The organism is Pseudovibrio sp. SCP20 (assembly GCF_057774105.1).
Genome location: NZ_JBYMDH010000002.1, coordinates 559,577 through 585,584, shown reverse-complemented (window position 1 = coordinate 585,584; position 26,008 = coordinate 559,577). Strand labels below are relative to the sequence as shown.

Annotated in this window: 23 protein-coding genes; 13 read left to right on the top strand and 10 right to left on the bottom strand. The window is 51.2% G+C overall.

The annotated features are described in order from the left end of the window. Positions 1-59 precede the first annotated feature (59 nt). From AC3CB2_RS11120 to dnaQ, 4 genes are read left to right on the top strand one after another with little or no spacing between them, the layout of a single operon-like run. Complete coding sequence (locus AC3CB2_RS11120; RefSeq protein ID WP_352932216.1) at positions 60-656, top strand: Maf family protein; 597 nt, start codon at positions 60-62, stop codon at positions 654-656. After that, the gene (locus AC3CB2_RS11115; RefSeq protein WP_352932218.1) at positions 653-1,486 is read left to right on the top strand and encodes a shikimate dehydrogenase; all 834 of its coding nucleotides are present in this window, start codon (positions 653-655) and stop codon (positions 1,484-1,486) included. The genes AC3CB2_RS11120 and AC3CB2_RS11115 overlap by 4 nt, the downstream gene beginning before the upstream one ends. Further along, on the top strand, positions 1,487-2,086 hold the full coding sequence (gene coaE / locus AC3CB2_RS11110) for a dephospho-CoA kinase (RefSeq protein ID WP_014283261.1): 600 nt from the start codon (positions 1,487-1,489) through the stop codon (positions 2,084-2,086). A gap of 2 nt (positions 2,087-2,088) precedes the next feature. Next, complete coding sequence (dnaQ, locus tag AC3CB2_RS11105; protein WP_352932220.1) at positions 2,089-2,799, top strand: DNA polymerase III subunit epsilon; 711 nt, start codon at positions 2,089-2,091, stop codon at positions 2,797-2,799. Positions 2,800-2,847: 48 nt separating this feature from the next. On the opposite strand, the gene AC3CB2_RS11100 is transcribed toward dnaQ, so the two are convergent. Beyond that, entirely contained in the window at positions 2,848-3,834 is a 987-nt protein-coding gene (locus tag AC3CB2_RS11100) for a 2-hydroxyacid dehydrogenase (RefSeq protein WP_008550212.1), read from the bottom strand. 249 nt (positions 3,835-4,083) lie between these two features. Between AC3CB2_RS11100 and AC3CB2_RS11095 the strand changes: the two genes are divergently transcribed. Beyond that, positions 4,084-4,632, top strand: a complete 549-nt coding sequence (locus AC3CB2_RS11095) for an SH3 domain-containing protein (protein ID WP_008550430.1) — start codon at positions 4,084-4,086, stop codon at positions 4,630-4,632. An 85-nt stretch (positions 4,633-4,717) separates the two neighbouring features. On the opposite strand, the gene fabI is transcribed toward AC3CB2_RS11095, so the two are convergent. The 3 genes from fabI to fabA form a co-directional block, all read right to left on the bottom strand. Then, positions 4,718-5,545 (bottom strand): enoyl-ACP reductase FabI, encoded by an 828-nt coding sequence (gene fabI, locus AC3CB2_RS11090; protein ID WP_008550674.1) that lies wholly within the window; start codon positions 5,543-5,545, stop codon positions 4,718-4,720. Positions 5,546-5,599: 54 nt separating this feature from the next. Beyond that, positions 5,600-6,817, bottom strand: a complete 1,218-nt coding sequence (gene fabB / locus AC3CB2_RS11085) for a beta-ketoacyl-ACP synthase I (RefSeq protein ID WP_352932223.1) — start codon at positions 6,815-6,817, stop codon at positions 5,600-5,602. 94 nt (positions 6,818-6,911) lie between these two features. Beyond that, positions 6,912-7,427 (bottom strand): 3-hydroxyacyl-[acyl-carrier-protein] dehydratase FabA, encoded by a 516-nt coding sequence (fabA, locus tag AC3CB2_RS11080; RefSeq protein WP_008550291.1) that lies wholly within the window; start codon positions 7,425-7,427, stop codon positions 6,912-6,914. A 372-nt stretch (positions 7,428-7,799) separates the two neighbouring features. Here fabA and irrA point away from each other — a divergent pair, with 372 nt between their 5' ends. After that, entirely contained in the window at positions 7,800-8,231 is a 432-nt protein-coding gene (gene irrA, locus AC3CB2_RS11075; RefSeq protein ID WP_008550507.1) for an iron response transcriptional regulator IrrA, read from the top strand. Between the two features lie 16 nt (positions 8,232-8,247). Here the strand turns inward: irrA and nth are convergent, their stop codons facing one another. After that, positions 8,248-8,967, bottom strand: coding sequence for an endonuclease III (gene nth, locus AC3CB2_RS11070; protein ID WP_014283264.1), 720 nt, complete (start codon positions 8,965-8,967; stop codon positions 8,248-8,250). Positions 8,968-9,067: 100 nt separating this feature from the next. On the opposite strand from nth, the gene AC3CB2_RS11065 reads away from it, so the two are divergent. After that, positions 9,068-9,577, top strand: coding sequence for a DUF2244 domain-containing protein (locus tag AC3CB2_RS11065; RefSeq protein WP_352932226.1), 510 nt, complete (start codon positions 9,068-9,070; stop codon positions 9,575-9,577). A gap of 152 nt (positions 9,578-9,729) precedes the next feature. After that, entirely contained in the window at positions 9,730-10,641 is a 912-nt protein-coding gene (locus tag AC3CB2_RS11060; RefSeq protein WP_014283266.1) for a methylated-DNA--[protein]-cysteine S-methyltransferase, read from the top strand. Between the two features lie 79 nt (positions 10,642-10,720). On the opposite strand, the gene trpB is transcribed toward AC3CB2_RS11060, so the two are convergent. Both trpB and AC3CB2_RS11050 read right to left on the bottom strand, forming a co-directional pair. Next, the gene (gene trpB, locus AC3CB2_RS11055; protein ID WP_352932228.1) at positions 10,721-11,935 is read right to left on the bottom strand and encodes a tryptophan synthase subunit beta; all 1,215 of its coding nucleotides are present in this window, start codon (positions 11,933-11,935) and stop codon (positions 10,721-10,723) included. Between the two features lie 15 nt (positions 11,936-11,950). After that, positions 11,951-12,667: a phosphoribosylanthranilate isomerase gene (locus AC3CB2_RS11050; protein WP_352932230.1), complete on the bottom strand. Its 717-nt coding sequence runs from the start codon at positions 12,665-12,667 to the stop codon at positions 11,951-11,953. A gap of 75 nt (positions 12,668-12,742) precedes the next feature. Here AC3CB2_RS11050 and AC3CB2_RS11045 point away from each other — a divergent pair, with 75 nt between their 5' ends. After that, complete coding sequence (locus tag AC3CB2_RS11045; protein ID WP_197432678.1) at positions 12,743-13,057, top strand: SH3 domain-containing protein; 315 nt, start codon at positions 12,743-12,745, stop codon at positions 13,055-13,057. Between the two features lie 36 nt (positions 13,058-13,093). Here the strand turns inward: AC3CB2_RS11045 and AC3CB2_RS11040 are convergent, their stop codons facing one another. Both AC3CB2_RS11040 and AC3CB2_RS11035 read right to left on the bottom strand, forming a co-directional pair. Further along, the gene (locus AC3CB2_RS11040) at positions 13,094-16,381 is read right to left on the bottom strand and encodes a hypothetical protein (protein WP_352932232.1); all 3,288 of its coding nucleotides are present in this window, start codon (positions 16,379-16,381) and stop codon (positions 13,094-13,096) included. Positions 16,382-16,630: 249 nt separating this feature from the next. Next, on the bottom strand, positions 16,631-18,913 hold the full coding sequence (locus AC3CB2_RS11035; protein WP_014283270.1) for an NADP-dependent malic enzyme: 2,283 nt from the start codon (positions 18,911-18,913) through the stop codon (positions 16,631-16,633). A gap of 140 nt (positions 18,914-19,053) precedes the next feature. Between AC3CB2_RS11035 and mutS the strand changes: the two genes are divergently transcribed. Then, positions 19,054-21,789: a DNA mismatch repair protein MutS gene (gene mutS / locus AC3CB2_RS11030; protein WP_352932234.1), complete on the top strand. Its 2,736-nt coding sequence runs from the start codon at positions 19,054-19,056 to the stop codon at positions 21,787-21,789. A 760-nt stretch (positions 21,790-22,549) separates the two neighbouring features. Here mutS and AC3CB2_RS11025 read toward each other — a convergent pair. Beyond that, the gene (locus tag AC3CB2_RS11025; protein WP_352932236.1) at positions 22,550-23,326 is read right to left on the bottom strand and encodes a DODA-type extradiol aromatic ring-opening family dioxygenase; all 777 of its coding nucleotides are present in this window, start codon (positions 23,324-23,326) and stop codon (positions 22,550-22,552) included. A 202-nt stretch (positions 23,327-23,528) separates the two neighbouring features. On the opposite strand from AC3CB2_RS11025, the gene dut reads away from it, so the two are divergent. From dut to cysK, 3 genes are all read left to right on the top strand, one after another. Beyond that, complete coding sequence (dut, locus tag AC3CB2_RS11020; protein WP_352932238.1) at positions 23,529-23,987, top strand: dUTP diphosphatase; 459 nt, start codon at positions 23,529-23,531, stop codon at positions 23,985-23,987. Positions 23,988-24,006: 19 nt separating this feature from the next. After that, positions 24,007-24,684: an HAD family hydrolase gene (locus AC3CB2_RS11015; RefSeq protein ID WP_352932240.1), complete on the top strand. Its 678-nt coding sequence runs from the start codon at positions 24,007-24,009 to the stop codon at positions 24,682-24,684. A 256-nt stretch (positions 24,685-24,940) separates the two neighbouring features. Beyond that, complete coding sequence (gene cysK, locus AC3CB2_RS11010) at positions 24,941-25,906, top strand: cysteine synthase A (protein ID WP_352932242.1); 966 nt, start codon at positions 24,941-24,943, stop codon at positions 25,904-25,906. Positions 25,907-26,008 lie beyond the last annotated feature (102 nt).

Here is a 26,008-nt window from a genome sequence, read left to right as displayed (position 1 = left end):
AGCATCGCGCTTTATCCCAATAAACAGCACAAGAAATCCTCAGATTGAGAAAGCAGAGTATGACTCGACTGGTATTAGCGAGCGGAAGTAAAATTCGCGCGACTCTCTTGGAAAATGCAGGCCTGATCTTCGATCGTATCCCGGCTAACGTTGATGAGCGTCAGATTGAAGAGCCATTGCTTTCCACTGGTGTGGATCCAGAGATTATTGCAGCCAAATTGTCCGTTGCGAAAGCGAAAGAAGTTTCTGCACGAAATCACGGTGCTTACGTAGTCGGAGCAGATCAGATCCTGGCTTTTGAAGGGAAACGCCTTGTTAAGCCGGAAGATCTTAAAGCGGCTCGCAAACAATTGGAAAGCTTTTCCGGCAAAAGCCACGCCCTCCACTCTGCAGCCTGTGTGGTGAAAGACGGCGAAGTTGTCTGGGAAGGCATTTCAACAGCGATCCTGCATGTACGTGAGCTCTCCGCTGATTTTCTGGATTGGTACATCGAGCAGACCGGAACCGAAATCCTCTCCAGCGTTGGTGCTTATCAGCTGGAAGCAGAAGGCGTTCAGCTCTTTGAAAAGATTGAAGGCGACTACTTCACAGTGCTCGGCCTCCCTCTCCTCAGCCTCCTTTCCTTCCTTCGTGACATCGAGGTGCTGAAGAAATGAGGAACGCGGCAGTCACAGGCCACCCAATCGGTCACTCCAAATCTCCTTTGATCCATGGCTACTGGCTTAAACAGCATGGTATTGAGGGCAGCTATATCGCACAGGATGTTCCTCCTGAGACTGCCGAAGGCTTCTATGGCTCTTTGGCTGAGCACGGCTTTGTTGGCTGCAACGTGACTATTCCCAACAAGGAACATGCCTACAACTCCGCTGAAAAACTTGATGACGCAGCCAAAATGATTGGCGCGGTCAACACACTTTGGCTGGATGAAGCAGGCGTTCTCAACGGTTCAAACACCGATGGGCTTGGGTTCTTAGGCAATCTCGACCAGATGCTGCCAAACTGGGATAATAATGGGAACAAAGCCATTGTTTTAGGGGCTGGTGGTGCTTCCCGGGCGATTATTTGGGCGCTGCTCTCCAGAGGATACACAGAAGTGTATATTGCCAACAGAACTTTGGAAAAAGCTCAGAAACTAGCCGATCATTTTGGTCCAAATACCATCGCAATCGCGTGGGATACTCTGGGGGAAAAGCTTGGAGAAGCAGATCTTCTGGTGAACACGACCTCACTTGGTATGACTGGACAGCCAGAATTAAATGTTGATCTTGATAACCTGTCGAAATCAGCAGTTGTGACGGATATAGTTTACTCTCCGTTACAAACAAAACTGCTTCGGGACTCTGCGGAACGTGGAAACCCGACTGTAGATGGTCTGGGTATGTTGCTTCATCAGGCAGTACCGGGATTTGAAAAATGGTTCGGAGTTCGCCCGGAAGTCACCGATGAACTTCGTGAGATCATACTGAAAGAAATGGGACTTGCCTGAATGGTTATTCTCGGTCTGACCGGCTCAATTGGAATGGGGAAATCAACCACCTCAAAGCTCTTCGCAGAGGCAGGAGCAGCTGTTTACGATGCAGACGCCGCCGTCCATGCACTTTACGCCGGTAAAGCCGTAGAGCCTGTCGGCAAGGCTTTTCCAGGCACTGTGAAAGATGGCCGGATCGACCGGGAAGCCCTTGGCAAGATCGTTCTGAACGACAAAGCCAAAATGATGCTCCTCGAAAGCCTCATCCACCCGCTCGTTCAGGAAGTTGAAACCGCGTTTCTGGAGCAAGCCAAAAAAGATCGCCGTAAGGTCGTCGTTCTCGATGTCCCTCTGCTGTTCGAAGTCGGTAAGCACAAGACCGTTGATGCTGTTGTCGTGGTTTCTGCACCACATGATGTGCAGCGCAAGCGTGTTCTTGAAAGAGCAGGCATGACAGAAGAGAAATTTGAGGCTATCAACGCGAAACAACTTAACGACGCAGAAAAACGCAAAAGAGCGCACTTTATTGTCGACACTGGCCGAGGCATCGAACCAGCCCGTCGCGCGGTGGGTGCTATCATGCGAGCTGTGTCCTCCATCGCTTCTAGAACGGTGTAATTATGCGCGAAATCTCCTTCGATACGGAAACCACAGGCCTGAATCCGCTTGATGGTGACAGGCTGGTTGAAATCGGTGGAGTGGAGCTCATCAACTTTATCCCGACAGGCCGCACCTGCCACCTCTACGTCAATCCGCAGCGTGACATGCCGGAAGAAGCCTTCCGCATCCACGGTCTTTCCGCTGAGTTCCTCTCAGACAAGCCTGTTTTTGCTGATGTTGCGGATGAATTTCTTGATTTTGTTGGCGATGCCCGTCTCGTCATTCACAACGCACCGTTCGATATGGGCTTCATCAACATGGAGCTTGCTCGCTGTAATAAGCCAAAGATTTCAAACACTCAGGTGCTGGATACGCTCAAACTGGCACGGCGCAAGTTCCCAACCGGCTCCGTATCCCTCGATGCACTCTGTTCCCGATACGGCATAGATAACTCCAAGCGTGTCTACCACGGCGCGTTGCTCGATGCCGAACTGCTGGCTGAAGTTTATCTGGAGATGAACGGCGGTAAGCAGAAAAACCTCGGCTTGATGCCTGATGACGAGGCAATCGACCTCGACAACATCGGCGATGATCAGCCAAAACAGCGCATTGCCGCCAAACAGCGCCCTATTCCGCTCTCCCCTGCCCTGTCAGAGGAAGAGATCGAAGCCCACGCCAAGTTCATCGCAGGCATGAAAACCGACCCTGCATGGAACAAGTATCTGAAGTAAGGCACAAACAAAAAGCGCTCCAGAAATCTGAAGCGCTTCAATCTCTTATCAGAGCATAGATGGCAGAACGCGATCCGGTGGTCGGTGCCCGTCCATGAAGGCTTTGATATTGATGATAACCTTCTCACCCATATCGATACGCCCCTCAATGGTCGCAGACCCCATGTGAGGCAGTACGACCACTTTGTCGGAAGCAACCAGTTTCGGATTGATCGCTGGTTCATGCTCAAACACATCCAGCGCAGCACCTGCAAGCTCACCCGCTTCGATCTGACGGATCAACGCATTCTCATCAACAATCTCACCACGAGCAGTGTTCACGATATACGCATCCGGCTTCATCAGCTTCAGACGACGTGCAGAAAGCAGGTGGTAAGTGCCCGGTGTATGCGGACAATGGATGGAAACAACATCCATACGTGCAAGCATCTGATCGAGGCTCTCCCAGAAAGTGGCCTCCAGCTGCTCTTCAAGCTCCAGTGGCTCGCGAATTCGGTTGTGGTAATGGATAGACATACCAAACGCTTTCGCGCGTCTGGCGACCGCCTGACCGATCCTGCCCATACCAATGATACCGAGGCGCTTACCCCAGATCCGGCGACCAAGCATCCAGGTCGGAGACCAACCATCCCATTCTTTGTTCTCGATCTTCTTCATGCCTTCAGAAAGGCGACGAGGAACAGCAAGAATAAGCGCCATGGTCATGTCTGCGGTGTCTTCGGTCATCACACCAGCAGTGTTGGTCACAGCAATGCCGCGGTTATTTGCGGAGATCACGTCGATATTGTCGACGCCATTGCCGAAGTTAGCGATCATTTTCAGATTAGGGCCAGCCTGAGCCAAAACCGAAGCGTCAATGCGATCTGTAACGGTGGGGACGAGTACATCAGCAATTTTGACGGCTTCTACGAGCTCAGCTTGGGTAAATGGCTTGTCATGCTCATTTAGGCGTGTGTCGAAAAGCTCGCGCATGCGGGTTTCAACAACATCCGGCAGCTTCCGCGTCACAACCACAATAGGCTTCTTTTTTGGCATCGTCCCCGCCTTCTGTCAAAAATTTGAAGTTTTTTAACCCTGCCTTATTCACCATATGAGTCAATGACTCAAAGGTCTTAGAGGCTGTCAAAGTTTCATTACCAAATGTTCCGGTGAAAACAAGACTTGTCAAACACGTCTACATCTAATAGCAGCCACTATCGGAAATCGCGAGATCTAAGGTATGATACTTGTGTCTCGATTTTAGTGAAAATTACGGATTAGCCTACGGGAAGTTTTGGTATCGCTATGAAAAATAAAAGTTTTCGTGCTCTTGGTGCCCTTGCAGCTGCTTTTCTATTATTCCTCTTTGTTTCCCCATCCGTAATTACTGCTCAGGCGCAGTCTGCGGGTTCTGGCGTGTCTGGTCTTCCAGTTCCACGTTTCGTGAGCCTCAAATCAGACCGTGTAAACGTCCGCAACGGCCCAAGCAGAAAACACGACATTGGTTGGACTTTTGTTCGCAGCAGGCTGCCGGTTGAAGTCGTTCAGGAATACGACGACTGGCGCCGCATTCGCGATTGGGAAGGCAAAGAAGGCTGGGTGTTCAAAACCCTCCTCACCGGTTACCGCTCTGCGCTGGTAACACCATGGCTGGTAAATACCGTGGAAACTACCCCTCTTCGCAAGCGCCCTGGCCCAAATGAAGAGATCGTTGCGTTCCTTGAACCGCTTGTGCTGGCAGGTGTTGTTGAATGCACTGACGGCTACTGCCGCATCTCCGGTAAGGAATTCGAAGGTTGGGTTGATCAAAGCAGATTGTTCGGTGTCTACAAAAACGAAACGATCAATAATTGATCTCGCCAGCTAAGCTAATCAAAGAAAAAGCCTCTGAGTTTCCTCAGAGGTTTTTTTGATATCTATTTGACTAACCAGGAGATGCTTAGACCGTCTCTTTTTCCCGATTCATCTTTTCAGCTGTCTTCAGCTCTTCCAAACGTGGCATGGAAACGATGTTGTAACCGGAATCCACAAAGTGCACTTCACCAGTCACCCCACCAGACATCTCTGAAAGCAGATAAAGGGCGGAACCACCAAGCTGCTTGCTCGTGACTGTTTGCTTCAGCGGAGAGTTATTCTGCTGGAAGTTAAACATCAAACGAGCATCCGAAACGCCGGCACCAGCAAGCGTACGAACCGGCCCTGCAGAAATCGCGTTCACGCGAATGCCCTGATCACCAAAGTCCATCGCCAGATAGCGCACAGAAGCCTCCAGAGCCGCTTTAGCAACGCCCATGACGTTGTAATTCGGCATAACACTGGTTGCGCCACCATAGGTCAGCGTCAGCATGGAGCCACCGTTTGGCATCAACTCAGCTGCACGCTTTGCAATCTCTGTAAATGAGAAACAGGAGATCTGCATGGTGCGGGCAAAGTTATCGCGGGAAGTATCGGCATAACGTCCTCGCAGCTCAGATTTGTCTGAGAACGCGATTGCGTGCACAAGGAAATCAATGGTCCCCCATTTTTCCTTGAGCTGAGCGAAGACGTTATCCACGCTATCAATGTCTTCCACATCACATGGAACAAGCAGATCGCAACCAATACTGTCGGCCAGCGGCTTTACGCGTCGGGCAAAGGCATCACCTTGATAGGTGAAGGCCATTTCAGCACCTTGTTCTGCAAGAGCTTTGGCAATGCTCCAGGCAATGCTGTGGTCATTGGCAACGCCCATAATCAGACCACGCTTGCCTTGCATAAGCTTGCTCATAGAAAACTCCTGTAATCGAAATCAAAGGAGCTGAGCAAGCCCAGCACCTCAAACTTAGTCTTTGTAGCGCTTAAACACGACAGTTGCGTTGGTACCGCCAAAGCCAAAGCCGTTAGACAGAACGCAGTTTAGCTCTGCATTATCTACGCGCTCTCTTACGATTGGCATATCCTCAAAATCCGGATCCAATTCTTCAATATGCGCAGAAGCAGCAATGAAATTGCCTTCCATCATAAGTAGAGAATAGATCGCTTCATGGACGCCAGCAGCACCCAGTGAGTGACCAGAAAGCGCTTTAGTCGCAGAAATTGGCGGAACCTTGTCACCGAATACGGCGCGGATTGCTTCGATTTCTTTGATGTCACCAACAGGTGTGGAAGTTGCGTGTGGGTTGATGTAGTCAACGTCACAATCAACGTCCTTCAACGCAATCTTCATGCAGCGCGCTGCGCCTTCACCGCTTGGTGCAACCATGTCGTGACCGTCAGAGGTCTGGCCGTAACCTACGATTTCTGCATAGATTTTTGCGCCACGTGCTTTTGCATGCTCAAGTTCTTCAAGAACCAGAACACCGCCGCCACCAGCAATAACAAAGCCATCACGGTTCTTGTCGTATGGACGAGAAGCCGTAGAAGGAGTGTCGTTGTATTTGGAAGACATTGCGCCCATCGCGTCGAACAGGTTGGAGAGTGTCCAATCCAGTTCTTCACCACCGCCAGCAAAAACCACGTCCTGTTTACCCCATTGGATCAGCTCGAAAGCATTACCAATACAGATATTGGTCGTAGCACAAGCTGCGGAAATGGAGTAGTTGACGCCGTGAATCTTGAACGGAGTTGCAAGTGTCGCGGAGTTCGTGGAGCTCATAGCTTTCGGAACTGCGGTTGGCCCGATACGACGTGGACCTTTTTCACGAGTGATATCCGCAGCTTCAACGATCGCTTTGGTCGAAGGACCACCAGAGCCCATGATCAGGCCAGTGCGTTCATTGGTGACCAGATTTTCGGAAAGACCCGCATCCTCAATCGCCTGCTCCATGGCCATGTAGTTCCATGCAGCGCCTGCGCCCATAAAACGAGCAGTACGGCGACCAAGTGCTTCTAAAGGATCCAGGTTAGGGGCACCGTGAACCTGACAGCGGAAGCCGAGCTTCTCATAGTCTTCAGCAGCAACAATGCCTGATTTACCTTCGTAAAGGCTTTGCTTGACCTCTTCAGCATTGTTGCCAAGAGGAGAAACAATACCCATACCAGTAACAACCACACGCCTCATCTAAGGTCTCCCGTGGGCTAAGCGGTCCAAACGGACCAAATTCCAAAAAAGGGTTCGTCATTCCGCATGACAAACCCTCGCATAATTTGATTACTTATTTTGCTTCGTCTTGAAACAGACCAACGCGCAGGTCTTTCGCAACAAAGATAGTCTCACCGTCAGCTTTCACCCAGCCATCAGCGATTGCCAGTTTCAGGCGGGAGCGCATAACGCGCTTCATATCAACGCCAAATTCCAGCATTTTTACGTCAGGAGTAACCTGACCTGTGAACTTTACTTCACCGGTAGAAAGTGCACGACCACGACCAGGCTCGCCCAACCAGCCAAGGTAGAAGCCAGTCATCTGCCACAGAGCATCCAAGCCGAGACAGCCAGGCATTACAGGATCACCCTGGAAGTGACATTCAAAGAACCAGAGATCTGGATTAATGTCGAATTCTGAACGGATTACACCCTTGCCGTGCTCTCCACCTTCCTCGGAAATCTCAGTGATGCGATCAAACATCAGCATAGGAGGAAGTGGCAGCTGTGCATTGCCTTGGCCAAACAGCTCACCGCGACCACAGGCCAGCAGAGCTTCTTTATCGTAGCTTGAACGCTTCTCGTGCATTCTATTCCCGCATAATTTGTCGTTTGTGTTAGGCCAGAAAACGTAGGGTTCACCTTACCTAAACGTAACGATGGTTCTAAGTATTAACTGTTCGGGCCTTCCTAACACACGAACCCGAAGATCGAAAGAGCGATGTATGTGAGTTTGCGTGTGCTCAATGTACGCAGTTGTGTTAAACTTATACTATTCTTATTATTGTTATAAGCAGTCCGGTTATTCCTGCTTGTTTTTAGCTTGATGTATCAAGGGTTATGTTCCCTTATATTGAGAGTGCTTGGGTGCAGGTCAATAGGTTGCTTTTAATCTAATGCTGGTAGAATTGGTGCGTAGGTGTTAAAACATCAGCACCCTAAAGAACTAAAGTAGGAAAAAATGAGCTCGCAGATTGCTAACGATCATCAAGATGTAACAGGGATGCTAAGAGACGCAGGTCTGCGCCCTACACGTCAGCGCGTTGCTCTGGCTGAGCTTCTTTATTCTCAGGGTAATCGCCACATTTCGGCGGAAGTCCTTCACGAAGAAGCTATCCTCGCAAACGTGCCTGTTTCCCTGGCAACAGTTTACAACACGCTTCATCAGTTCACCGAAGTTGGTTTGCTGCGCGAAGTTGCTGTTGAAGGAACAAAGACTTACTTCGACACCAACACCTCTGAGCACCATCACTTCTTCCTGGAAGATGAAAACCGTGTGATTGATATTCCGGACAGTGGCCTGACATTGGACAACTTGCCAGTACCACCAGAAGGAATGGAAATTTCCCGCGTGGAAGTTGTTGTTCGCCTCCGTAAAAAGCAGACGCACTAAGCGCTTCTGCTTTTAATCAGGCAGCATTTTTCAAAATTTTCTCTTTGCTCTTGCAAAGATCATAGATGATGCAGCGGTCACAAGCCGGTTTGCGCGCCTTACAGATGTAACGGCCGTGCAAAATGAGCCAGTGATGCGCATGCTGCATGAAGTCCTGCGGTATCACCTTCTCGAGTTTTTTCTCGACATCCAGCGGTGTTTTGCCGGGGGCAAGACCGAGCCTGTTCGCAATTCTGAAAAGATGTGTATCAACCGCGATTGTTGGCTGCCCAAAAGCAATATTCAGCACAACATTTGCGGTTTTCCGGCCAACGCCCGGTAATGCTTCCAGCTCTTCGCGTGTCTGAGGAACCTGCCCACCATGCTGCTCAATCAGCATTTGTGAGAGCAGGAACGTGTTCTTCGCCTTGTTCTTATAAAGCCCAATAGTCCGGATTTCCTCGCGGATCTTGTCCTCACCAAGTGCAACCATCTTTTCAGGCGTATCTGCAATCTGGAACAGATGCTTTGTTGCCTTGTTCACGCCAGCATCAGTTGCCTGAGCCGATAGTACAACGGCCACCAACAGTGTGAACTCATTGGAATGGTTGAGCTCTCCTTCCGGTTCCGGGTTGTCTTTTTCGAATGTCGCAAAGATCTCGTAAATCTCGGCTTTAGAATACCTTGATCGGGAAATCGGCTTTTTGCGTGTACTGGAAGAAGATGCAACCTTCTTTGTTTTGGTGGCGTCAACCATAGGACTCTCGAAGGAAATAAGTGACTTTGCGTAGGCTCTGAAAGCTCTATACTCTGAAGAGATAAAGAGTAGCAATGAAACAGAGTGCGAAATAGCACCAATGCCCCATGATCTTCAAAAGCGGGAGCCTTATCCCCCTTTCTTTCAGGCTGTTCTAACCCCGCACCGCTCACTATCCCGCCGAGGCGTGAACATCGTTCTCTGGTGCGCAGGCTTGATTGCGGCCTTTTACTCGATTGTTCTGGTCCTCATGGGCCTCTGGCCCGCTCCAATTCTGCTATCCCTACCCATCTTATTCCTCTGGTTGGCCTTCCGACACAACTTCGCAACCGCTGAAACCTACGAAGAAATCAGCGTGTCTCCGCTGGAAGTCAGGCTTAAGCACGTCACTTACAAAGGCGAAGTGCAAGAGTACGTGCTCAACCCGTTTCACATGAAACTCCATATCGAGCGAGATGATGATGTTGGCGTAACGCGCATTTTGGTTCGCTCCGACCAGCTATTCCTCATCGTTGGCTCATTCCTGAATCCAGATGACAGAACCAGTTTCGCCGCCGCGTTCTCACAAGCTCTCCATTCCGCACGACACCGGGGCTTCGATAACGCTTAAAGCAAAGACATGCTCGCGTTTCGGGTGGCTCTTCCGCTAAGGATCATCTAGATTTCACGCAATCAGAATGAAATCTTTTGCGTATTGCCGAAAAGCGGACACTGGTTTTCGGATAAGATGCGCGAAGAAAAGCTTAAGAGCCGAGACCTAAGATGTTTAAAGCAGCAAATCTCGCAGATGGTGCGTTTGTAGAAGACAGTTCTGCTCTTGAAGACTACCGCGTCGTTCAAAAAACCCTTCAGGGCATCTCGGAAAACTGGAGAGAACAGCCATCTTTGGAAGAACTCGCACATAGTGTTGGCCTGCAACCAATCCAGCTCCAGCGTGTGTTCTCAAGATGGGCCGGCATCACTCCAAAACAGTTTCTGCAGGCAATCACCATCGACCATGCCCGTGGTCTCCTGCAAGATTCAGCAAGTATTCTCGAAGCCTCTCTTGAAGTTGGCCTTTCTGGCCCAGCACGCCTCCACGATCTATTCGTCACCCATGAAGCCATGACACCCGGTGATTATAAGCGCCGTGGAGCTGGGGTGAAGATCAGTTGGGGTTTTCACCCCTGCCCGTTTGGCCTCGTACTCCTGATGGTCACTGAGCGCGGTCTGGCAGGCCTTGCATTTGCAGATGCCGGTGAAGAGGCAAAAGCTCTTTCAGATATGTGTGAGCGTTGGCCCGCAGCTGAGTTTGAGGAAAACCAGCAGCTCACCGCACCTTATGTTTCGCGCATCTTTGAGCCGAATAAATGGAAGGAAGATCAACCACTTCGTGTTGTCTTCATCGGAACGGACTTTGAAATCCGTGTCTGGCAAACGCTCCTGAAAATCCCGATGGGCAAAGCCACCACCTACTCAGAGATTGCCAGCAACCTCGGCAATCCAAAGGCCTCTCGTGCAGTGGGCACTGCTGTCGGCAAGAACCCGCTGTCCTTCGTCGTCCCGTGCCACCGTGTACTCGGTGCGAAGGGGAATATGTGCGGCTATCACTGGGGCATCACCCGCAAGCGTGCCATTCTTGGCTGGGAAGCCGGTGTCTCTGGTGTTCTTGATGGACTAGCCGCAACTGGCTGATCGTTTCATATCCGATTCAAACGGCACAAACAAAAAAGGCGAGCACTTGGCTCGCCTTTTCTTATGAAATCATAAGAGCTTACAAGTCAAAGCCGAGGAGTTTACCGACGGTGAAGACGTCCTTATCACCGCGACCACAAAGGTTCATAACGATGATCTGGTCTTTGTCCATCTGCGGCGCCATCTTGATAACCTGAGCCAGCGCATGGCTTGGCTCCAGAGCCGGAATGATGCCTTCAACACGGGTCAGCATCTGGAATGCATCCAGAGCTTCTGTGTCAGTCGCAGGAACGTAGTTCACACGGCCAGTATCTTTCAGCCAGGAGTGCTCAGGGCCAATGCCCGGGTAGTCCAGACCAGCAGAAACAGAGTGCCCTTCAAGGATCTGACCGTCATCATCCTGCAACAGATAAGTGCGGTTGCCATGCAGAACGCCCGGCTTACCCGCGTTCAAAGAGGCGCAGTGCTCCTCACCTTCCAGACCTTTACCGCCTGCTTCAACGCCGTAAATTTCAACGGAAGGGTCATCAAGGAACGGATGGAACAGGCCAATCGCGTTGGAACCACCACCAACAGCCGCGACAAGTGCATCAGGAAGTTTGCCTTCGACTTCCATCAGCTGCTTTTTGGTCTCTTCACCAATCACAGACTGGAAGTCACGAACCATTTCTGGATATGGATGCGGGCCAGCAGCTGTGCCGATCAGATAATACGTGTCTTCCACGTTGGTTACCCAATCACGCAGCGCTTCGTTCATCGCATCTTTCAGTGTACCTGCACCTGCTGTGACGGGAACAATTTCAGCACCCAGAAGCTTCATGCGGAATACGTTTGGCTTCTGACGCTCAACGTCAGTTGCGCCCATGTAAACCACGCAAGGCAGACCAAAACGTGCGCAAACTGTTGCAGTTGCCACACCATGCTGACCGGCACCGGTCTCAGCAATAATGCGGGTTTTGCCCATGCGCTTAGCCAGCAGGATCTGACCGATACAGTTGTTGATCTTGTGCGACCCGGTGTGGTTCAGTTCATCACGCTTAAAGTAGATCTTCGCGCCGCCCAGCTCTTCAGTCAGGCGTTCAGCAAAATACAGCGCAGATGGGCGACCGGTATAATGGGTGTTCAGGTTCTTCAGCTCTGCCGCATATGCCGGATCAGCCTTAGCGTCGTTGTAAGCCTTTTCCAGATCCAGGATCAAAGGCATGAGCGTTTCAGCGACGAAACGCCCCCCAAAATCACCAAAGTGGCCGCGATCATCCGGACCGGAACGCAATGTGTTGGCTTGCTGGTTCATTAACTCTTCCCAAATTCACTCGGCAACGCTGCGCACTTCACGCACAAAAGCCTCAATCAACTCGATGTCTTTAACGCCCTTCTCGCGTTCTACGCCGGAAGACACATCGACATCACTTACACCGGAGACAGCCAAGGCTTCACGGACGTTTTCAGGGCTTAGGCCACCAGAAAGCATGATAGGCTTTCCAAGTTCTAGGCCTTGTAGCAGTTTCCAATCAAAGCTGACACCATTTCCTCCCGGAATTTCGGAATTTTTTGGTGGCTTTGCATCAAGCAGAAATCTGTCTACCTGCGAAATATAGGGCTTAAGTGCCTCAACGTCTTCTGCGGTGGAGATGCCGAAGGCCTTCATGACGGGAACGCCAAAGGTTTCACGCACTTCCGCGCAGCGTTCAGGGCTTTCACTGCCATGCAACTGCAGAATATCTGGTGCAATGTTGTCGACGATTTCCTTCAGTCCTGCATCATCCATATTTACGGTGAGCGCAACAATCTTCGTTTTGCCACGCACATGGTCTGCCAGCTCTTTCGCCTGCGCGATGGAAACATAACGCGGACTTTTCGGAAAAAAGACAAATCCGATCATATCGACTTGTTCTTTCGTAACCGCGTCCGCAGTTTCCTTTGTAGAGATGCCGCAGATTTTTATCGTAGCGGAAGAGACCATATTTGCACCGTGTTCAAGCAATACCAGAATGACCGTTAGACCAAAATAATCAGGGTTTGTCACCCTGTTCTGGTCATTATATGGAACCTGAAACGGACAGGACCAATGAGAAAATCTGGAGTTTATCGCGGTAGTCTAATGACTCTTGGTATATGTGGTGCGCTCGTTGCCTTTGCAAGCAGCCCCTCCGCGCAAACAGTTTACCAGCACCAACCGCAAGTGCCCATCGGGTTTAATCAGGGATGTGCAGGTACCTATGCCGTTAAGCCACTGAAATCAGGCGTGCTTAACCTTCGTACCGGTCCCGGAACCAATTACAACGTTGTCGGCCGCCTCATTTCCAACCAGGCAATCAACATCGTCGATTGCAAAGGCAACTGGCTCGGCATCCGCGACCCCCAAACCTCCGAACAAATCGGCTGGGTCTACAAAGGCTATATGCGCCGCGTTTAATCCACGCGCTCGCACCTCCCTTTCAAGCTTCTCAACTCATCTCCTAGGTTGAGAAGCTCCTCCAGCATTCACATCCCCATCAAAGTGCATAACCGTTATAGCTTCCTCTGTGTGTTGATTAGCTTTCAGTCTAAAATATTCTTCTAGCTCAACTTTTTTTGCTGCGTCGGATTTACTATCAACTTCAAACCACTCACCTTCAGTGTTCTTTCGCAGGGCTATGAAGTGGGCTCCTGCCCCGACAATCAATCGATCAACGGTGCCGTCTTCTGTAAGGTCTGTGATTTTTTTGATGTTAGCTTGAAGATCTGCTTCTGAGTTAGGCTTATCAAGATGGGTGTCCTTTAGGTTCGGCACTCCAAGTTGTTGTTGTTTTGATTTTATTATAGCCATCCCAGTATGAGGATCTGCCCCGTGTTCTCGAATATAGTCCTCAGGTGTCATTCCTTCGTAGAGCAACTCGAATTGTTTTTTTGCAGATTTAAGGAAAAATCCATCTGCGTCTTCTGAAATCTGACGGCGCATCTCTTCGATTGTTAAGCCAGGATAATACTCGCGTACTTCCCCAAAAGTTATGATATCGGACTGATTTTTGTAACCATCACAGGTGTTTTGTAAGAGCGCATCTTCCATATCTTGCGGAGATACTGCCCCAAAACCCAAACACGCATTCAGGGCATGCTTCAGACAGAATTTGCCATCTTGCTCCTCACAGTAGAGTTCGGGGTTAGGGCCGCTGGGTGTTTTGCGAGAGTCAACATTATTGCGAATGCCCGGAGCAGCATGTTTATAGGGCACAAGGATATACTTCTTTTCTGACATTATTGCGCGAACTTCACGCATTAGCCCTGCAACTTGCTCTAGGAGGTTTTCTGCTGCTGCCATATTGCCTGCCCTAATTGAGCGTTCAATCATCGGTATCAACTCTGAGCTCAGCAGCTGGCAGTTCTCAAAAACGGGGATTTTGTCTTCGTTGGGTATGTTTGCTTTCAATCCCTTCAAGGATTTAACCCATTTTTTTGCCTCTGCGATATTTGGGGTATTGATGGGTTCTGGCTCAGCTTGCTTTTCTTCGTGTGCCGGTTCTGGTGGTTGAGTTACGCAGGCCTGAAGATGTTTGCTGACATCTTGAAGTTGTTGCAGCGCATCTCGGGCAGCTTTGGTGTCATTGTTTTCAAGGTACATTTCAATCTGACTAACCATCTGATCAGACAGCATTTTATAGGTTGCAATTTCGTCCAGTATTTTAGGATCTGAAATCTTGGATTCATTCGCTATAGAGGCTGCAATCACGTTTTTTAACTGTTTTAGTTGATCAGCTATGGTTTGTTTTGTCCCATCATCACTAGCTTTTTGTGCAGCCTGCGTTTGGGGTTTTGGCTGAGGAGTACTATTCAAGTCCAGAATTTCTTGAGCATTTTGATACAATTGATCAATAAACGGTAAGCGTTGCTCTGAGTATTCGATACGACCGTCACGCCTCGAAGAAAGCATCACGCCTACATCCCGGATTGTTTTGTCTGCTTGCTCAATCATCGAGACAAATTGTGCCAGTAGCTGCTGGTCAGTAATTGTTGCCTGTTGCTGCTTCAGACGCTTTTCCCTCTTTCTCGCTTCTTTCAATGCGTTGCGAATAGAGGCCGCTCTTTGTCTTACTTCTTCTAAATGATGTTCTTCATTAAACTCAGCTTCTTGTTGTAAAGCTGTGGGGTCGGACTGATTGGGTGAAGTCGTCTGATCTTGAGATGGCGGTTGATGCTCTGATGCATGCAAATCGGGAGAACCTTGAGCAGATTCTAAGAAGAAGCGCATCGAGTTGATTGCATCCTCACAGGTGGCAAGTTTGCCCCGTGCTTCTTGCAGTTTTCTTTCCGTAACGTATTGCCGGCCTTCGGTAATGTAGGCTTGAGCTGCGCTGCCATATTGGGCAAAGCTGCTTGCAAGAGCAGGGTCTTTTATCTCGGCTCCTGCCTTCAAAACTTCATTGAGGTTTGCTTGAGCTTCATCCAAAGATCCCATGCAGCCAGCAAGGGCTTTGTTTAACGCATTCTGAGCTGCATTTTTTGTGGCTGAGTCTGGCCGCGATCGTTTTCCTTGAGTTGGATTAGCTGCTTGTTGCTCTGCTGCTTCTCTTGCGTTGACCACGCAGTCTATCAGCGTTTCGGTTAAGTTCTTGAGCGTAGCTAAGTTGGCTGTAATGGCCTCTTCAGAAGAACGTCCATGCCCTTCAATCAGATCCTCTGTCTCTGCAAGTAAGTTGATTGCAACTTGATAGTTCTTTTCAAAATCCCGTTTGAGGGCTTTGTCGGGAACTTCATTTACCTGCTGATAGCAAGACTGGATTTCAATCCGTGTTGTTTTCAGTTCCCTGCTGAGGCTCGGATCAACGGGAACAAATCTGACGTAACTTTCTGTTTTTTCAACTAGATTATTGAGAGTTTTCAACTCAGCCTGGCAGGTATCAAGTTCATGTCGTTTGAGCAAGCCCTCAACCTGCTTAACTTGCCCCTTTGCTTGCTTTGAAGAATCCGCGAATGCTTTTTGCTCTTGAGGGGATTTAATGGTCTTGCGAAGTCCATTGGCCTCTGAAAGACGGGTATTAGCGTCTTTAATCGCCGTTTTGATATTCTCAGTTTCGCGGACAGTCTGCTTCTGCATTTCGAGCACTTGCTGCACGCCTTGTAACTGTGCTTCTGCATCAAACAGCCGCTGGTCAGCACCTGCCGCATCGCCGTTTTTTACCAGACTGGTGACGTATGTCATTGTCGATGCAGCTTGCTTGAAGAGTTGATCAAACAGGGTCTTCTGGTCTTTTGAAACGAGTATCTTCCGCTCAGCCTTGTAACCTTTCAGCTTTGCAGAAAATTCCGTTGCTCGTTGTTGCAGAGCTTGAAGTGGATCAACATGCGGCACTGAGCTTTCAGAGTTTTGCTGACCATCAACACCGTTTTTCTGCTGCTCTGTAGCCCTACTCTTTCCTACCAAAATTCCAACACCATCAACGAGTGCTGCGATGTCATCAAGCGTGCTGTCCGCATCAAGAAAGTTGCCTGCCTGCAAAAGATCATCTGCGTTTTTCATGCGACTTTGAGTTTGATCACAAAGACTATCAAACGTCTGAATTTGAGCATCTGACTGGAGGGTGTGTTTTAGTGCTTTATAGCTTGCAAGTTCCGCTTTGTATTGAGCAGAACGATTTTTGCAGTGAGCCTCAATCGTAGCAGGTGTAGGGTCGCCGTCATACTCATCGAATGGCCATGAGTTGTGTTTGTAAAACTTCTGCGCCCATTGGTATTCAGCAACTTCGAGCGTACCCTTAGCCATAGATCGACTCCCAACTTCAGCCTTTTCCTGAGGCTATTCTTGTTGGGCCAACAATATCTATAAATGTGGAGCCAGCTCGCATGCATTTGGGGGCACGGTGAAGAGAGATTTGAAGTCTTCTGGCTAATTTTTAAAGAGATGTAACTTCTAAAATTGTGATCGACTGGAAGTGTAGAACATTCAATTGTTTAGGGAATAAAAAAGCGCCGCAGGAGCGACGCTTTTCTTGATCTCACAATTCTGTCAGACCTAGGTGATGTTATAGGCCGCAATGGCTGCCATGTTGAAGATCTCGCTGTCCTTTGCACCCATCGGCACAATCTGAACTGGCTTATCCATGCCCACCAGCAGCGGCCCGATGAGCGTTGAACCACCAAGCTCTTCCAGCAGCTTTGTTGCGATGGAAGCAGAGTGGAACGCTGGCATGATCAGAACGTTGGCAGGTCCATTTAGACGACAGAACGGATAAGCCGCCATCTTCTCCATGTTGAGTGCGATATCTGCACCCATTTCACCGTCATACTCAAAGTCCACCCGGCGGCGATCAAGGATCTTCACGGCTTCCTGAAGGCGCTCAGTCCGCTCACCCTTAGGATGGCCGAATGTGGAGTACGCCAGCATAGCCACACGTGGTTCAGAACCCAGACGGCGAGCAACGTGCGCTGCCTCTTCTGCAATATCCGCAAGTTCCTCAGAAGTCGGCATATCGTGAACAGCGGTATCAGCCACCAGAACGGTTTTACCCGGTGTAACAACAAGCGATACACCAATCACGCGGTGCCCAGGCTTGGTGTCGATACAGCGGCTGATGGTTTCCAGCGCAACAGAATAGTTTCGTGTCGTACCCGTTACAACACCATCTGCGTCCCCTCGTGCAACCATAATGGCTGCCCAGTAGTTACGGTCATTGTTGACGAGACGCTGACAGTCGCGCTGCAGATAGCCTTTGCGCTGCAGACGAGAGTACAGGTACTCGGCATAATCTGCGTTGCGGGTGGAGGAACGTGCACTGTCCAGACGAATACCCGGACGGTTCACATCAATACCGGCAGATGTCGCATTCGCGCGGATTTCATCTTCACGACCAACAAGGATCGCTTCACCCAGTCCCTGCGCAACAAAAGCAGAGGCTGCACGAATAACCGCTGGTTCTTCACCTTCCGCGAAAACAATCCGCTTCGGGTTCTGGCGAACCTTGGAGATAATCCGCTGCAACGTACCTGCAATCGGGTCACGACGGCCCTGAAGTTGAGCACCATAAGCATCCATGTCCACGATCGGGCGACGTGCCACACCGCTATCCATAGCTGCTTGCGCAACAGCCTGCGGAATGCGGGAGATCAGGCGCGGATCAAACGGCACCGGAATGATGTATTCGGGACCGAAACGAGGGCGACTGCCGCGATAAGCTGCTGCAACTTCATCAGGAACATCTTCACGAGCCAGCTCTGCGAGCGCCTGAGCACATGCGATCTTCATCTCATCATTGATGGTTGTCGCATGAACGTCCAGTGCACCACGGAAGATGTAAGGGAAGCCGAGAACGTTGTTTACCTGGTTCGGATAATCAGAACGTCCGGTCGCAACAATCGCATCAGGACGAACTTCCTTGGCTTCTTCCGGTGTAATCTCCGGGTCAGGGTTCGCCATCGCAAAGATGATTGGGTTCGGCGCCATGGATTTAACCATATCAGGCGTCAGGGCACCCTTAACGGACACACCAAAGAACACATCAGCTCCATCTAATGCGTCTTCAAGCGTGCGCTTATCGGTCTTCACAGCATGAGCGCTCTTCCACTGGTTCATGCCAGCTTCACGACCCTGATAAATCACGCCCTTTGTATCGCAAAGCAGCACGTTCTCATGTGGAACGCCCATCGCTTTCACCAGCTCAATACAGGCGATACCCGCCGCGCCCGCGCCATTACAGACAACTTTCACGTCTTTAATGTCGCGATCCGTCATGTGAACCGCGTTGATCAAGCCAGCTGCTGCAATAATAGCAGTACCGTGCTGATCATCGTGGAACACCGGAATATCCATGATCTCACGAAGACGCTGCTCGATAATAAAACAATCCGGCGCCTTGATGTCCTCAAGATTGATGCCGCCGAAAGAAGGGCCGAGGTGCTTTACGGAGTCGATGAACTCTTCAACGTTCTGGGTATCCACCTCAAGGTCGATGGAATCCACGTCCGCAAAGCGCTTGAAGAGGACAGACTTACCTTCCATCACTGGCTTTGAGGCCAATGCGCCAAGATTACCAAGGCCAAGAATTGCGGTACCGTTGGAGATAACGGCAACCATGTTGCCTTTGGTGGTGTAATCGTAAGCCCGGCTTGGGTCTTCTGCGATTGCCAGCACAGGAACAGCAACGCCCGGGGAGTAGGCCAGGCTCAGATCGCGCTGAGTAGCCATTGGCTTGGTTGGCGAAATTTCAAGCTTGCCCGGTTTTCCTTCATTATGGAAGGCTAACGCGTCTTGGTCAGTAAAGCTGACCTGCGAGCTTGCTGTTTTATCAGTGGTTGGCATGCGAAAAATTCCTCACCCTCAAGCGCAGTGTTCTTTTCAAATATCACTGGACGACATTATCCCCGTAAATTCGCGTTCTCAAGCTGTGAACTAAACGGACACGGGTGAAACACATAGAACCATTTGCTAGTGTCTGCGCCATGACTACAGCAGATATTGAAAAGCCTTCCCCAGCAAAAGGCCGCGTCACACCCATGATGGCGCAATATATTGAGATCAAGACAGCCAATCCGGACAGCCTCCTGTTCTACAGAATGGGCGACTTTTACGAGCTGTTCTTTGAGGATGCAGAGATAGCATCCCAGTCTCTCGGAATTACGCTCACCAAGCGCGGCAAGCACAATGGTGATGATATTCCGATGTGTGGCGTTCCTGTGCATGCTGCTGACGACTATCTGCAAAAGCTGATTGGCCTAGGCCACCGTGTTTCTGTCTGTGAGCAGACGGAAGACCCGGCAGAAGCCAAAAAACGCGGTTCTAAATCTGTTGTTCGCCGCGATGTAGTGCGTCTTGTAACCCCGGGTACTATCACCGAAGATCGCTTGCTGGATGCAAAGCGCAACAACTTCCTTGCTTCTCTTGCCCGCGTCAAAGGTGGCAGTGCAGCAGACGGCAATCTTTACGGCCTCGCCTGGATCGACATGTCCACGGGCATGTTCCGTGTGGCCGAGAGTGATGATGTGCGCCTTGCTGCTGATCTGGCGCGTATTGACCCTTCCGAACTGGTGCTGGCAGATGCACTGCTGCAAGAAACAGAGTTGCGAGCGACAGTCGAAGGACTTGGCGCCGCCCTTTCTCCTGTACCTCGCACCTTCTTTGATGGCGCAAACGCTCAGGATCGTCTCTCCACCTACTTCTCCGTGGGCACGCTGGACGGTTTCGCCAACTACACCCGTGCTGAGCTGATCGCCGCCAGTGGTATTCTGGCCTACATCGACAAGACCCAGCTGGGAGAGCGCCCTCCTCTGGATCCGCCAGTGAAGGAAGCTGCGGCTGGCCAGTTGCTGATCGATCCGGCAACCCGCGCCAATCTGGAGTTGACCCGCACCCTTTCCGGCGAGCGTCGTGGCAGCCTGCTGTCTGCTATCGATAAAACCGTGACCGGTGCGGGATCCCGCTTGTTGGCAAGCCGTCTGGCTGGTCCCCTTACGGATCCGGAACAAATCCGTCATCGTCAGGATACCATTGCATTCTTCGCATCGGACACTATGCAGCGCGAAGATATTCGCGGCCTACTGAAGTCCGCGCCGGATATGTCCCGCGCCCTGTCCCGCCTTGCTGTGGACCGTGGTGGCCCGCGTGATCTACAGTCCATCGCGTTTGCGATGAAATCAGCAAGTGAAATCGCTGGCTTGCTCGCATCCGGCGGTGCTTATCCGCAGGAAGTCGGCTTTGCCGTGCAAAAGCTGGAACAGGCGCCGCATGCACTCGGCGAAAAGCTTGGTATCGCTATCGCTGAAGAGCCGCCGCTCCTCAAGCGTGATGGTGGCTTCGTCGCGCCGGGTTACAATCCGGACCTCGATGAGCTAAAAGCCCTGCGTGATCAAAGCCGTAAGGTTATCGCTCAGATGCAGGCTGATCTGGCAGAAGAGCTTGGCATCCGCTCCCTGAAGATCAAGCACAACAACGTGCTTGGCTGGTTTATGGAAGCGCCGACAGCGCAGTGCGATCCGATGAAGGATAACCCTGCCCGCTTTATCCATCGTCAGACCATGGCCGGCGCTATGCGCTTCACCACCACCGAGCTGGCGGATCTGGAAAGCAAGATCGCCAGCGCTGGTGAACGCGCTCTGGCAATCGAGCTGGAAATCTTCAATGAGCTGACCAAAGCCGTCGTTGCTGCAGGTGGTCTCATCAAAGCCGCTGCAGAAGCACTGGCTATTCTGGATGTGTCCACGTCTTTGGCTGTTCTGGTAGAGGCGGAAAACTATTCCCGCCCAACCGTTGATGGCTCGCTGGCCTTCACCATCGAAGGTGGTCGTCACCCAGTTGTTGAGCAAGCTCTGCGCAAATCCGGCGAACCGTTTGTGGCCAACAATGCCAACCTCGGCCCGCAGGAAAACTATGAAAACGGCCAGATCTGGCTGATTACCGGTCCTAACATGGCCGGTAAATCCACCTTCCTGCGCCAGAACGCTCTGATTGCTGTGCTGGCGCAGATGGGTAGTTTCGTTCCTGCAACGAATGCCCACATTGGCGTCGTGGACCGCCTGTTTTCCCGTGTTGGTGCTGCAGATGACCTTGCAAGAGGCCGCTCAACCTTCATGGTTGAGATGGTGGAAACCGCTGCGATCCTCAATCAGGCAACCGACCGTTCGCTTGTTATTCTTGATGAAATTGGCCGCGGAACGGCAACGTTTGATGGCCTCTCCATCGCTTGGGCGGCCATTGAACATCTGCACGAAACCAATCGCTCCCGCTCGCTCTTCGCGACCCACTATCATGAAATCACAGCGCTTTCGCAGCGTTTGGAGCGTCTCAACAACGCAACCGTTCGTGTGAAGGAATGGAAGGGCGATGTTGTCTTCCTCCATGAGATCATCGAGGGCGCTGCAGACCGGTCCTACGGTATTCAGGTGGCAAAGCTTGCTGGCCTGCCGAAAACCGTTGTCAGCCGTGCGCAAAAGATCCTGAAACAGCTGGAAGAGCAAGACACCAACAAGCCTTCTGAGAAGCTGTTGGATGACCTCCCGCTCTTTGCCTCTTTCTCCCAACCGCTGGAAACCATTCCGGAGCCGGAAGAAGAAGAGAGCTTTGTGTCCAATGAGCTGGTGGAGCTGCTGGATAGCTTTGATCCGGATGATATGACACCACGTCAGGCGCAGGAGGCGCTCTACGCACTCAAGCAAAAGCAGAAAGAGCTGAGCGCAAGCTAAGCCCTCTTGAGGTGAACCTGCCTGCTATCGTCATCCCGGTCACCGAGCCGGGATCCATAAATGACAGCACTAAGAGCACCGCTGGAGATTTCCGGCGGTGTTTTCATGTGAAACCTGATAATCGGGATGAGCAAGGCGGCAGGCAATACCTGCGCTACTTATTGAAACTAATTCTTCGGCATTGGCTACGCGCCTTGCCCGGGCTTTCTTTGGATGAACAACGTCGCCTCTTTTGCCTATAAGGCACGATAGTCAGTTTCCTGAAAAGACAGTGGCTTATCCAGTCAAGTTTCCCTGCCCAAACAGTTCCTCCGTCTCTGACAAGCACATCAGCAAAAGCAGGTTGCCCTGCCGGTGCATCAACACCCGTCACCGCGTGATACCCTATATTCCTGGGCCCTTCCCCTCAAACCATGCGGCCACGTTTGAAGTTCGGTTCACCGGACCACCGAAAGCTGCGTTACCTCTTCCGATAGCCCCGCCCAGCCTACGACACACTGACGGTCGCTCCGCCAGCAGCCCGTTACGTAGGCATGCGATTAGTATGGGCATGGTTTCAAGCGAGGGGGATAAGTTTTTGAGACCCGGAACTAGCCTCATTGTGTCATCCCGGCCATCGAGCCGGGATCCATACTCCCTTGCCTTGCTATTTAACTAAGGCCTTAGCCGATCACTGATACCGGGGTTATGGGTCCCGGGTCTACGCTATGCTTCGCCCGGGATGACATCGAGAGATTTACTTTACGCAAACTCTGCGCAGCTACCTGTTACGAAACCGAAATGCACTCATGCTGATGGAGCGATAGGTGAAACTCTCATGCAGCTTTTCACCATAGGCATGCTCACCCGCAGCTCCATAGGCCACTAGAAGCGGAAGGAAGTGCTCATCGGTTGGCAGGGCCTTTTGATAGTACTTGTGAATGCCGGAGGAAAGCAGAGCACAGGTTTCCCCCTGTTCGACGAGTTCAGTGATCCAGTGGTCAAACTCCAGTGCCCAGTCCGGCGCGTCACCACTGCCGCTCACCTCAGAGAAGTTATGCGTCAGCGCGCCACTACCGATGACAAGGATGCCCTCTTCTGCCAACGGAGCCAAAGCCCGCCCAAGATTGAAGCTTTCTTCGCTGCCATAGGAGTACGGCAGGGAGACCTGAACTACGGGCACATCGACGTCAGGAAATGCCAGAGACAAAGGCACCCAGGCACCGTGATCCAATCCCCACGTGTCATCCTCCCGCACATTCAGGCCATAGCGCGTGATGGCCTCATGCACGCGGGAAACAAACCAACTTTCAGCGGTCGCTTCGTACTGCATCTCATAGAGTTGGCGTGAGAAACCGCGAAAATCGTGAATGGTCTTCAGCGGTCCGGCAGCATTGATGCTCAACCGTTCTGTTTGCCAATGGGGCGAAATAACAAGCAAAGCCTTTGGCTTACCTTCTGATTTCGCTAGGTTTTTGAGAAACTGATGAGCTTCCAGCTCAGGTCTTATTGCGAGATCTGGTGCTCCATGTGGTAAAAAGAGAGGTGATTGTTTCATGTGAAACGCTTTTTTGTTTCGGTTTGTTGATGAATTTCCTATCTCTTGCAGTGTATTGCATCAATGAAACCTAACCAATCTCAGTAAAGCTGATAGGACTGTTCACTAAAACAAGCATTATCCATTTACTCAGCCCAACGGAATTTCACGCGACCTCTGGAAGAAGCATGAAACACCTGCTAGATAGAGGAGCTTTTTATCAATGGGCCTCTTCATGACACGAACACTGAAAATTACGCGCCTTCCCCATAACGAAGGATTGGAGCTTCCTGCTTACCAAAGCGCAGAAGCTGCCGGGCTGGATCTGCAGGCTGCCAATGAAGAGGCAATTACGCTGCAACCGGGCCAGCGCGCCATGGTGCCAACAGGCCTTTCTATCGCGCTGCCATCTGGCCATGAAGGTCAGGTTCGCCCTCGTTCCGGTCTTGCTGCCAAGCATGGCGTGACCGTTTTGAATACGCCCGGCACCGTTGATGCGGACTATCGCGGCGAAGTGAAGGTCATTCTCATCAATCTGGGTGAGGAAGCTTTTGTGATTGAGCGCGGCATGCGCATCGCGCAGATGGTTGTTGCACCAGTGACTCAGGTGCAGATCGAAGAAGTGAAAGAGCTGGAAACCACGGAGCGTGGTGCTGGCGGATTTGGCTCCTCAGGTCTCTAAAGGAATACAGGGAAGTAATATGAAGCCGGAATTGGTGATTTTCGATTGTGATGGCGTTCTCGTCGACACCGAAACCATAGCGAATGAGGTCCTCTCCGGCTTCATGAAGGAAATCGGCCTCGATTTCTCGCCTTTGGACTGTCACCACCGCTTCACCGGCACCGCGATGGATACCATCAAGGAAGAAGCTGAGCGTTTGAGCGGTAAAAAACTTCCTGATGATTGGGCCGCACAGGTGCGCAAAGCCGATCTGGTTGCGTTCGAAGCTGGGATTGAGCCAATTCCGGGCATTCTGGATGTGGTGGCGCACTTGAAGGCAGAGGGCATTCCATTCTGCGTCGGCTCTTCCGGTCGCTACGAAAAGATGCAGATGACCCTTGGTTCCTCCGGTCTTTGGGAGACCTTCAAGGATGTCCTCTACTCCGCGCAGGACTGCAAGATGGGCAAACCAGCACCGGATATCTTCCTCTACGCCGCCAAAGGCATGGGCTACAAGCCAGAGCAATGCGTGGTGATTGAAGACAGTATTGCGGGCATCAAGGCTGCAAAAGCCGCAGGAATGCGCGTCTTCAACTACACCGGCGATGCAAATGCAGACATCGAACAAGCCAAAGCGCTTGGTGCGGTCACCTTCAGCCACATGTCTGAGCTGCCAGCGCTTCTGGGCCTCAAATCTCTGGATGAAACCGCAGTTTAAAGGCTGCGTGTTTCAAGCCACGTTCGATCCTTGCAAAAGACGATACTAATTCCGCAATCAACTAGAAACGAATTCTAAGAAATGCGGAATATTTATCTCTTGTTTCTACATCTGGCAGTTTTCGGGGTTTTTGAAACCTCGAAAACCCTCGATACACTTCCTACATTTCAGTGAGGATTTTGATGAGCCTGCCTTCGGGATTCTGACGTGGGGACAGGGCTCAATCTCACTGGATAATTGTATAAAGGGGATTTCGATGAGCACTTCCAAGCCGGGTCGTGGAAAAATTTACTCTTCCATCACTGAGACAATCGGAAACACACCAATCGTACGTCTGGATCGCTTGGCGAAAGCTCATGGCGTAAAAGGCAACCTGCTGGCCAAACTCGAGTTCTTCAACCCAATCTCCAGCGTAAAAGACCGCATCGGCGTTGCAATGGTTGAGGCGATGGAAGCGGCAGGCAAGATCATTCCTGGCAAAACCACTCTGATCGAGCCAACATCAGGCAACACCGGCATTGCGCTGGCATTCGTCGCAGCTGCGAAAGGCTACCGCCTGATCCTCGTGATGCCAGAGACCATGTCCATCGAACGCCGCAAGATGCTGAAGCTTCTCGGCGCTGAGATTGATCTGACTGAAGGTCCAAAGGGTATGAAGGGTGCTGTTGCACGTGCTGAAGAGCTCCGGCAGGAGATCCCGGATGCTGTGATCCCGCAGCAGTTTGAAAACCCGGCCAACCCTGAGATCCACCGCAACACCACTGCGGAAGAAATCTGGAACGACACCGACGGCAATGTTGACGTGTTTGTATCCGGCATCGGTACCGGCGGAACTATCACGGGTACTTCTCAGGTGCTGAAAGAGCGTAACCCAGCGCTTCACGTGGTTGCTGTTGAACCTGCTGACAGCCCGCTCCTGTCTGGTGGTCAGCCGGGTCCGCACAAAATTCAGGGCATCGGCGCTGGCTTCGTACCGGGTGTGCTCGACACGGCTGTTTATGATGAAGTCGTCACCGTTTCCAACGAAGACTCCTTCGCACTCTCTCGTGAAGTTGCGAAGACGGAAGGCGTTCCAGTCGGCATCTCTTCCGGTGCAGCGCTGAAAGCAGCGATCGAAGTTGGCAAGCGTGATGAGATGGCTGGCAAAAACATCGTCATCATCATCCCAAGCTTCGCAGAACGTTATCTCTCCACGGCTCTGTTCGAAGGTCTGGAAGCGTAAGTTCTGGCAAAACAGCCCGAAACAAATTAAGGGGGGCTTATGCCTCCCTTTTTCATGCGTAACGTTATTTCGAATGCGAATCCGAACTCATTTCGAGTCTGA

Coding starts and splice junctions, on each gene's coding strand:
- AC3CB2_RS11120 (WP_352932216.1), top strand. CDS start 60: ATGACTCGACTGGTATTAGCGAGCGGAAGTAAAATTCGCGCGACTCTC.
- AC3CB2_RS11115 (WP_352932218.1), top strand. CDS start 653: ATGAGGAACGCGGCAGTCACAGGCCACCCAATCGGTCACTCCAAATCT.
- coaE (WP_014283261.1), top strand. CDS start 1,487: ATGGTTATTCTCGGTCTGACCGGCTCAATTGGAATGGGGAAATCAACC.
- dnaQ (WP_352932220.1), top strand. CDS start 2,089: ATGCGCGAAATCTCCTTCGATACGGAAACCACAGGCCTGAATCCGCTT.
- AC3CB2_RS11100 (WP_008550212.1), bottom strand. CDS start 3,834: ATGCCAAAAAAGAAGCCTATTGTGGTTGTGACGCGGAAGCTGCCGGAT.
- AC3CB2_RS11095 (WP_008550430.1), top strand. CDS start 4,084: ATGAAAAATAAAAGTTTTCGTGCTCTTGGTGCCCTTGCAGCTGCTTTT.
- fabI (WP_008550674.1), bottom strand. CDS start 5,545: ATGAGCAAGCTTATGCAAGGCAAGCGTGGTCTGATTATGGGCGTTGCC.
- fabB (WP_352932223.1), bottom strand. CDS start 6,817: ATGAGGCGTGTGGTTGTTACTGGTATGGGTATTGTTTCTCCTCTTGGC.
- fabA (WP_008550291.1), bottom strand. CDS start 7,427: ATGCACGAGAAGCGTTCAAGCTACGATAAAGAAGCTCTGCTGGCCTGT.
- irrA (WP_008550507.1), top strand. CDS start 7,800: ATGAGCTCGCAGATTGCTAACGATCATCAAGATGTAACAGGGATGCTA.
- nth (WP_014283264.1), bottom strand. CDS start 8,967: ATGGTTGACGCCACCAAAACAAAGAAGGTTGCATCTTCTTCCAGTACA.
- AC3CB2_RS11065 (WP_352932226.1), top strand. CDS start 9,068: ATGCCCCATGATCTTCAAAAGCGGGAGCCTTATCCCCCTTTCTTTCAG.
- AC3CB2_RS11060 (WP_014283266.1), top strand. CDS start 9,730: ATGTTTAAAGCAGCAAATCTCGCAGATGGTGCGTTTGTAGAAGACAGT.
- trpB (WP_352932228.1), bottom strand. CDS start 11,935: ATGAACCAGCAAGCCAACACATTGCGTTCCGGTCCGGATGATCGCGGC.
- AC3CB2_RS11045 (WP_197432678.1), top strand. CDS start 12,743: ATGACTCTTGGTATATGTGGTGCGCTCGTTGCCTTTGCAAGCAGCCCC.
- AC3CB2_RS11040 (WP_352932232.1), bottom strand. CDS start 16,381: ATGGCTAAGGGTACGCTCGAAGTTGCTGAATACCAATGGGCGCAGAAG.
- AC3CB2_RS11035 (WP_014283270.1), bottom strand. CDS start 18,913: ATGCCAACCACTGATAAAACAGCAAGCTCGCAGGTCAGCTTTACTGAC.
- mutS (WP_352932234.1), top strand. CDS start 19,054: ATGACTACAGCAGATATTGAAAAGCCTTCCCCAGCAAAAGGCCGCGTC.
- AC3CB2_RS11025 (WP_352932236.1), bottom strand. CDS start 23,326: ATGAAACAATCACCTCTCTTTTTACCACATGGAGCACCAGATCTCGCA.
- dut (WP_352932238.1), top strand. CDS start 23,529: ATGGGCCTCTTCATGACACGAACACTGAAAATTACGCGCCTTCCCCAT.
- AC3CB2_RS11015 (WP_352932240.1), top strand. CDS start 24,007: ATGAAGCCGGAATTGGTGATTTTCGATTGTGATGGCGTTCTCGTCGAC.
- cysK (WP_352932242.1), top strand. CDS start 24,941: ATGAGCACTTCCAAGCCGGGTCGTGGAAAAATTTACTCTTCCATCACT.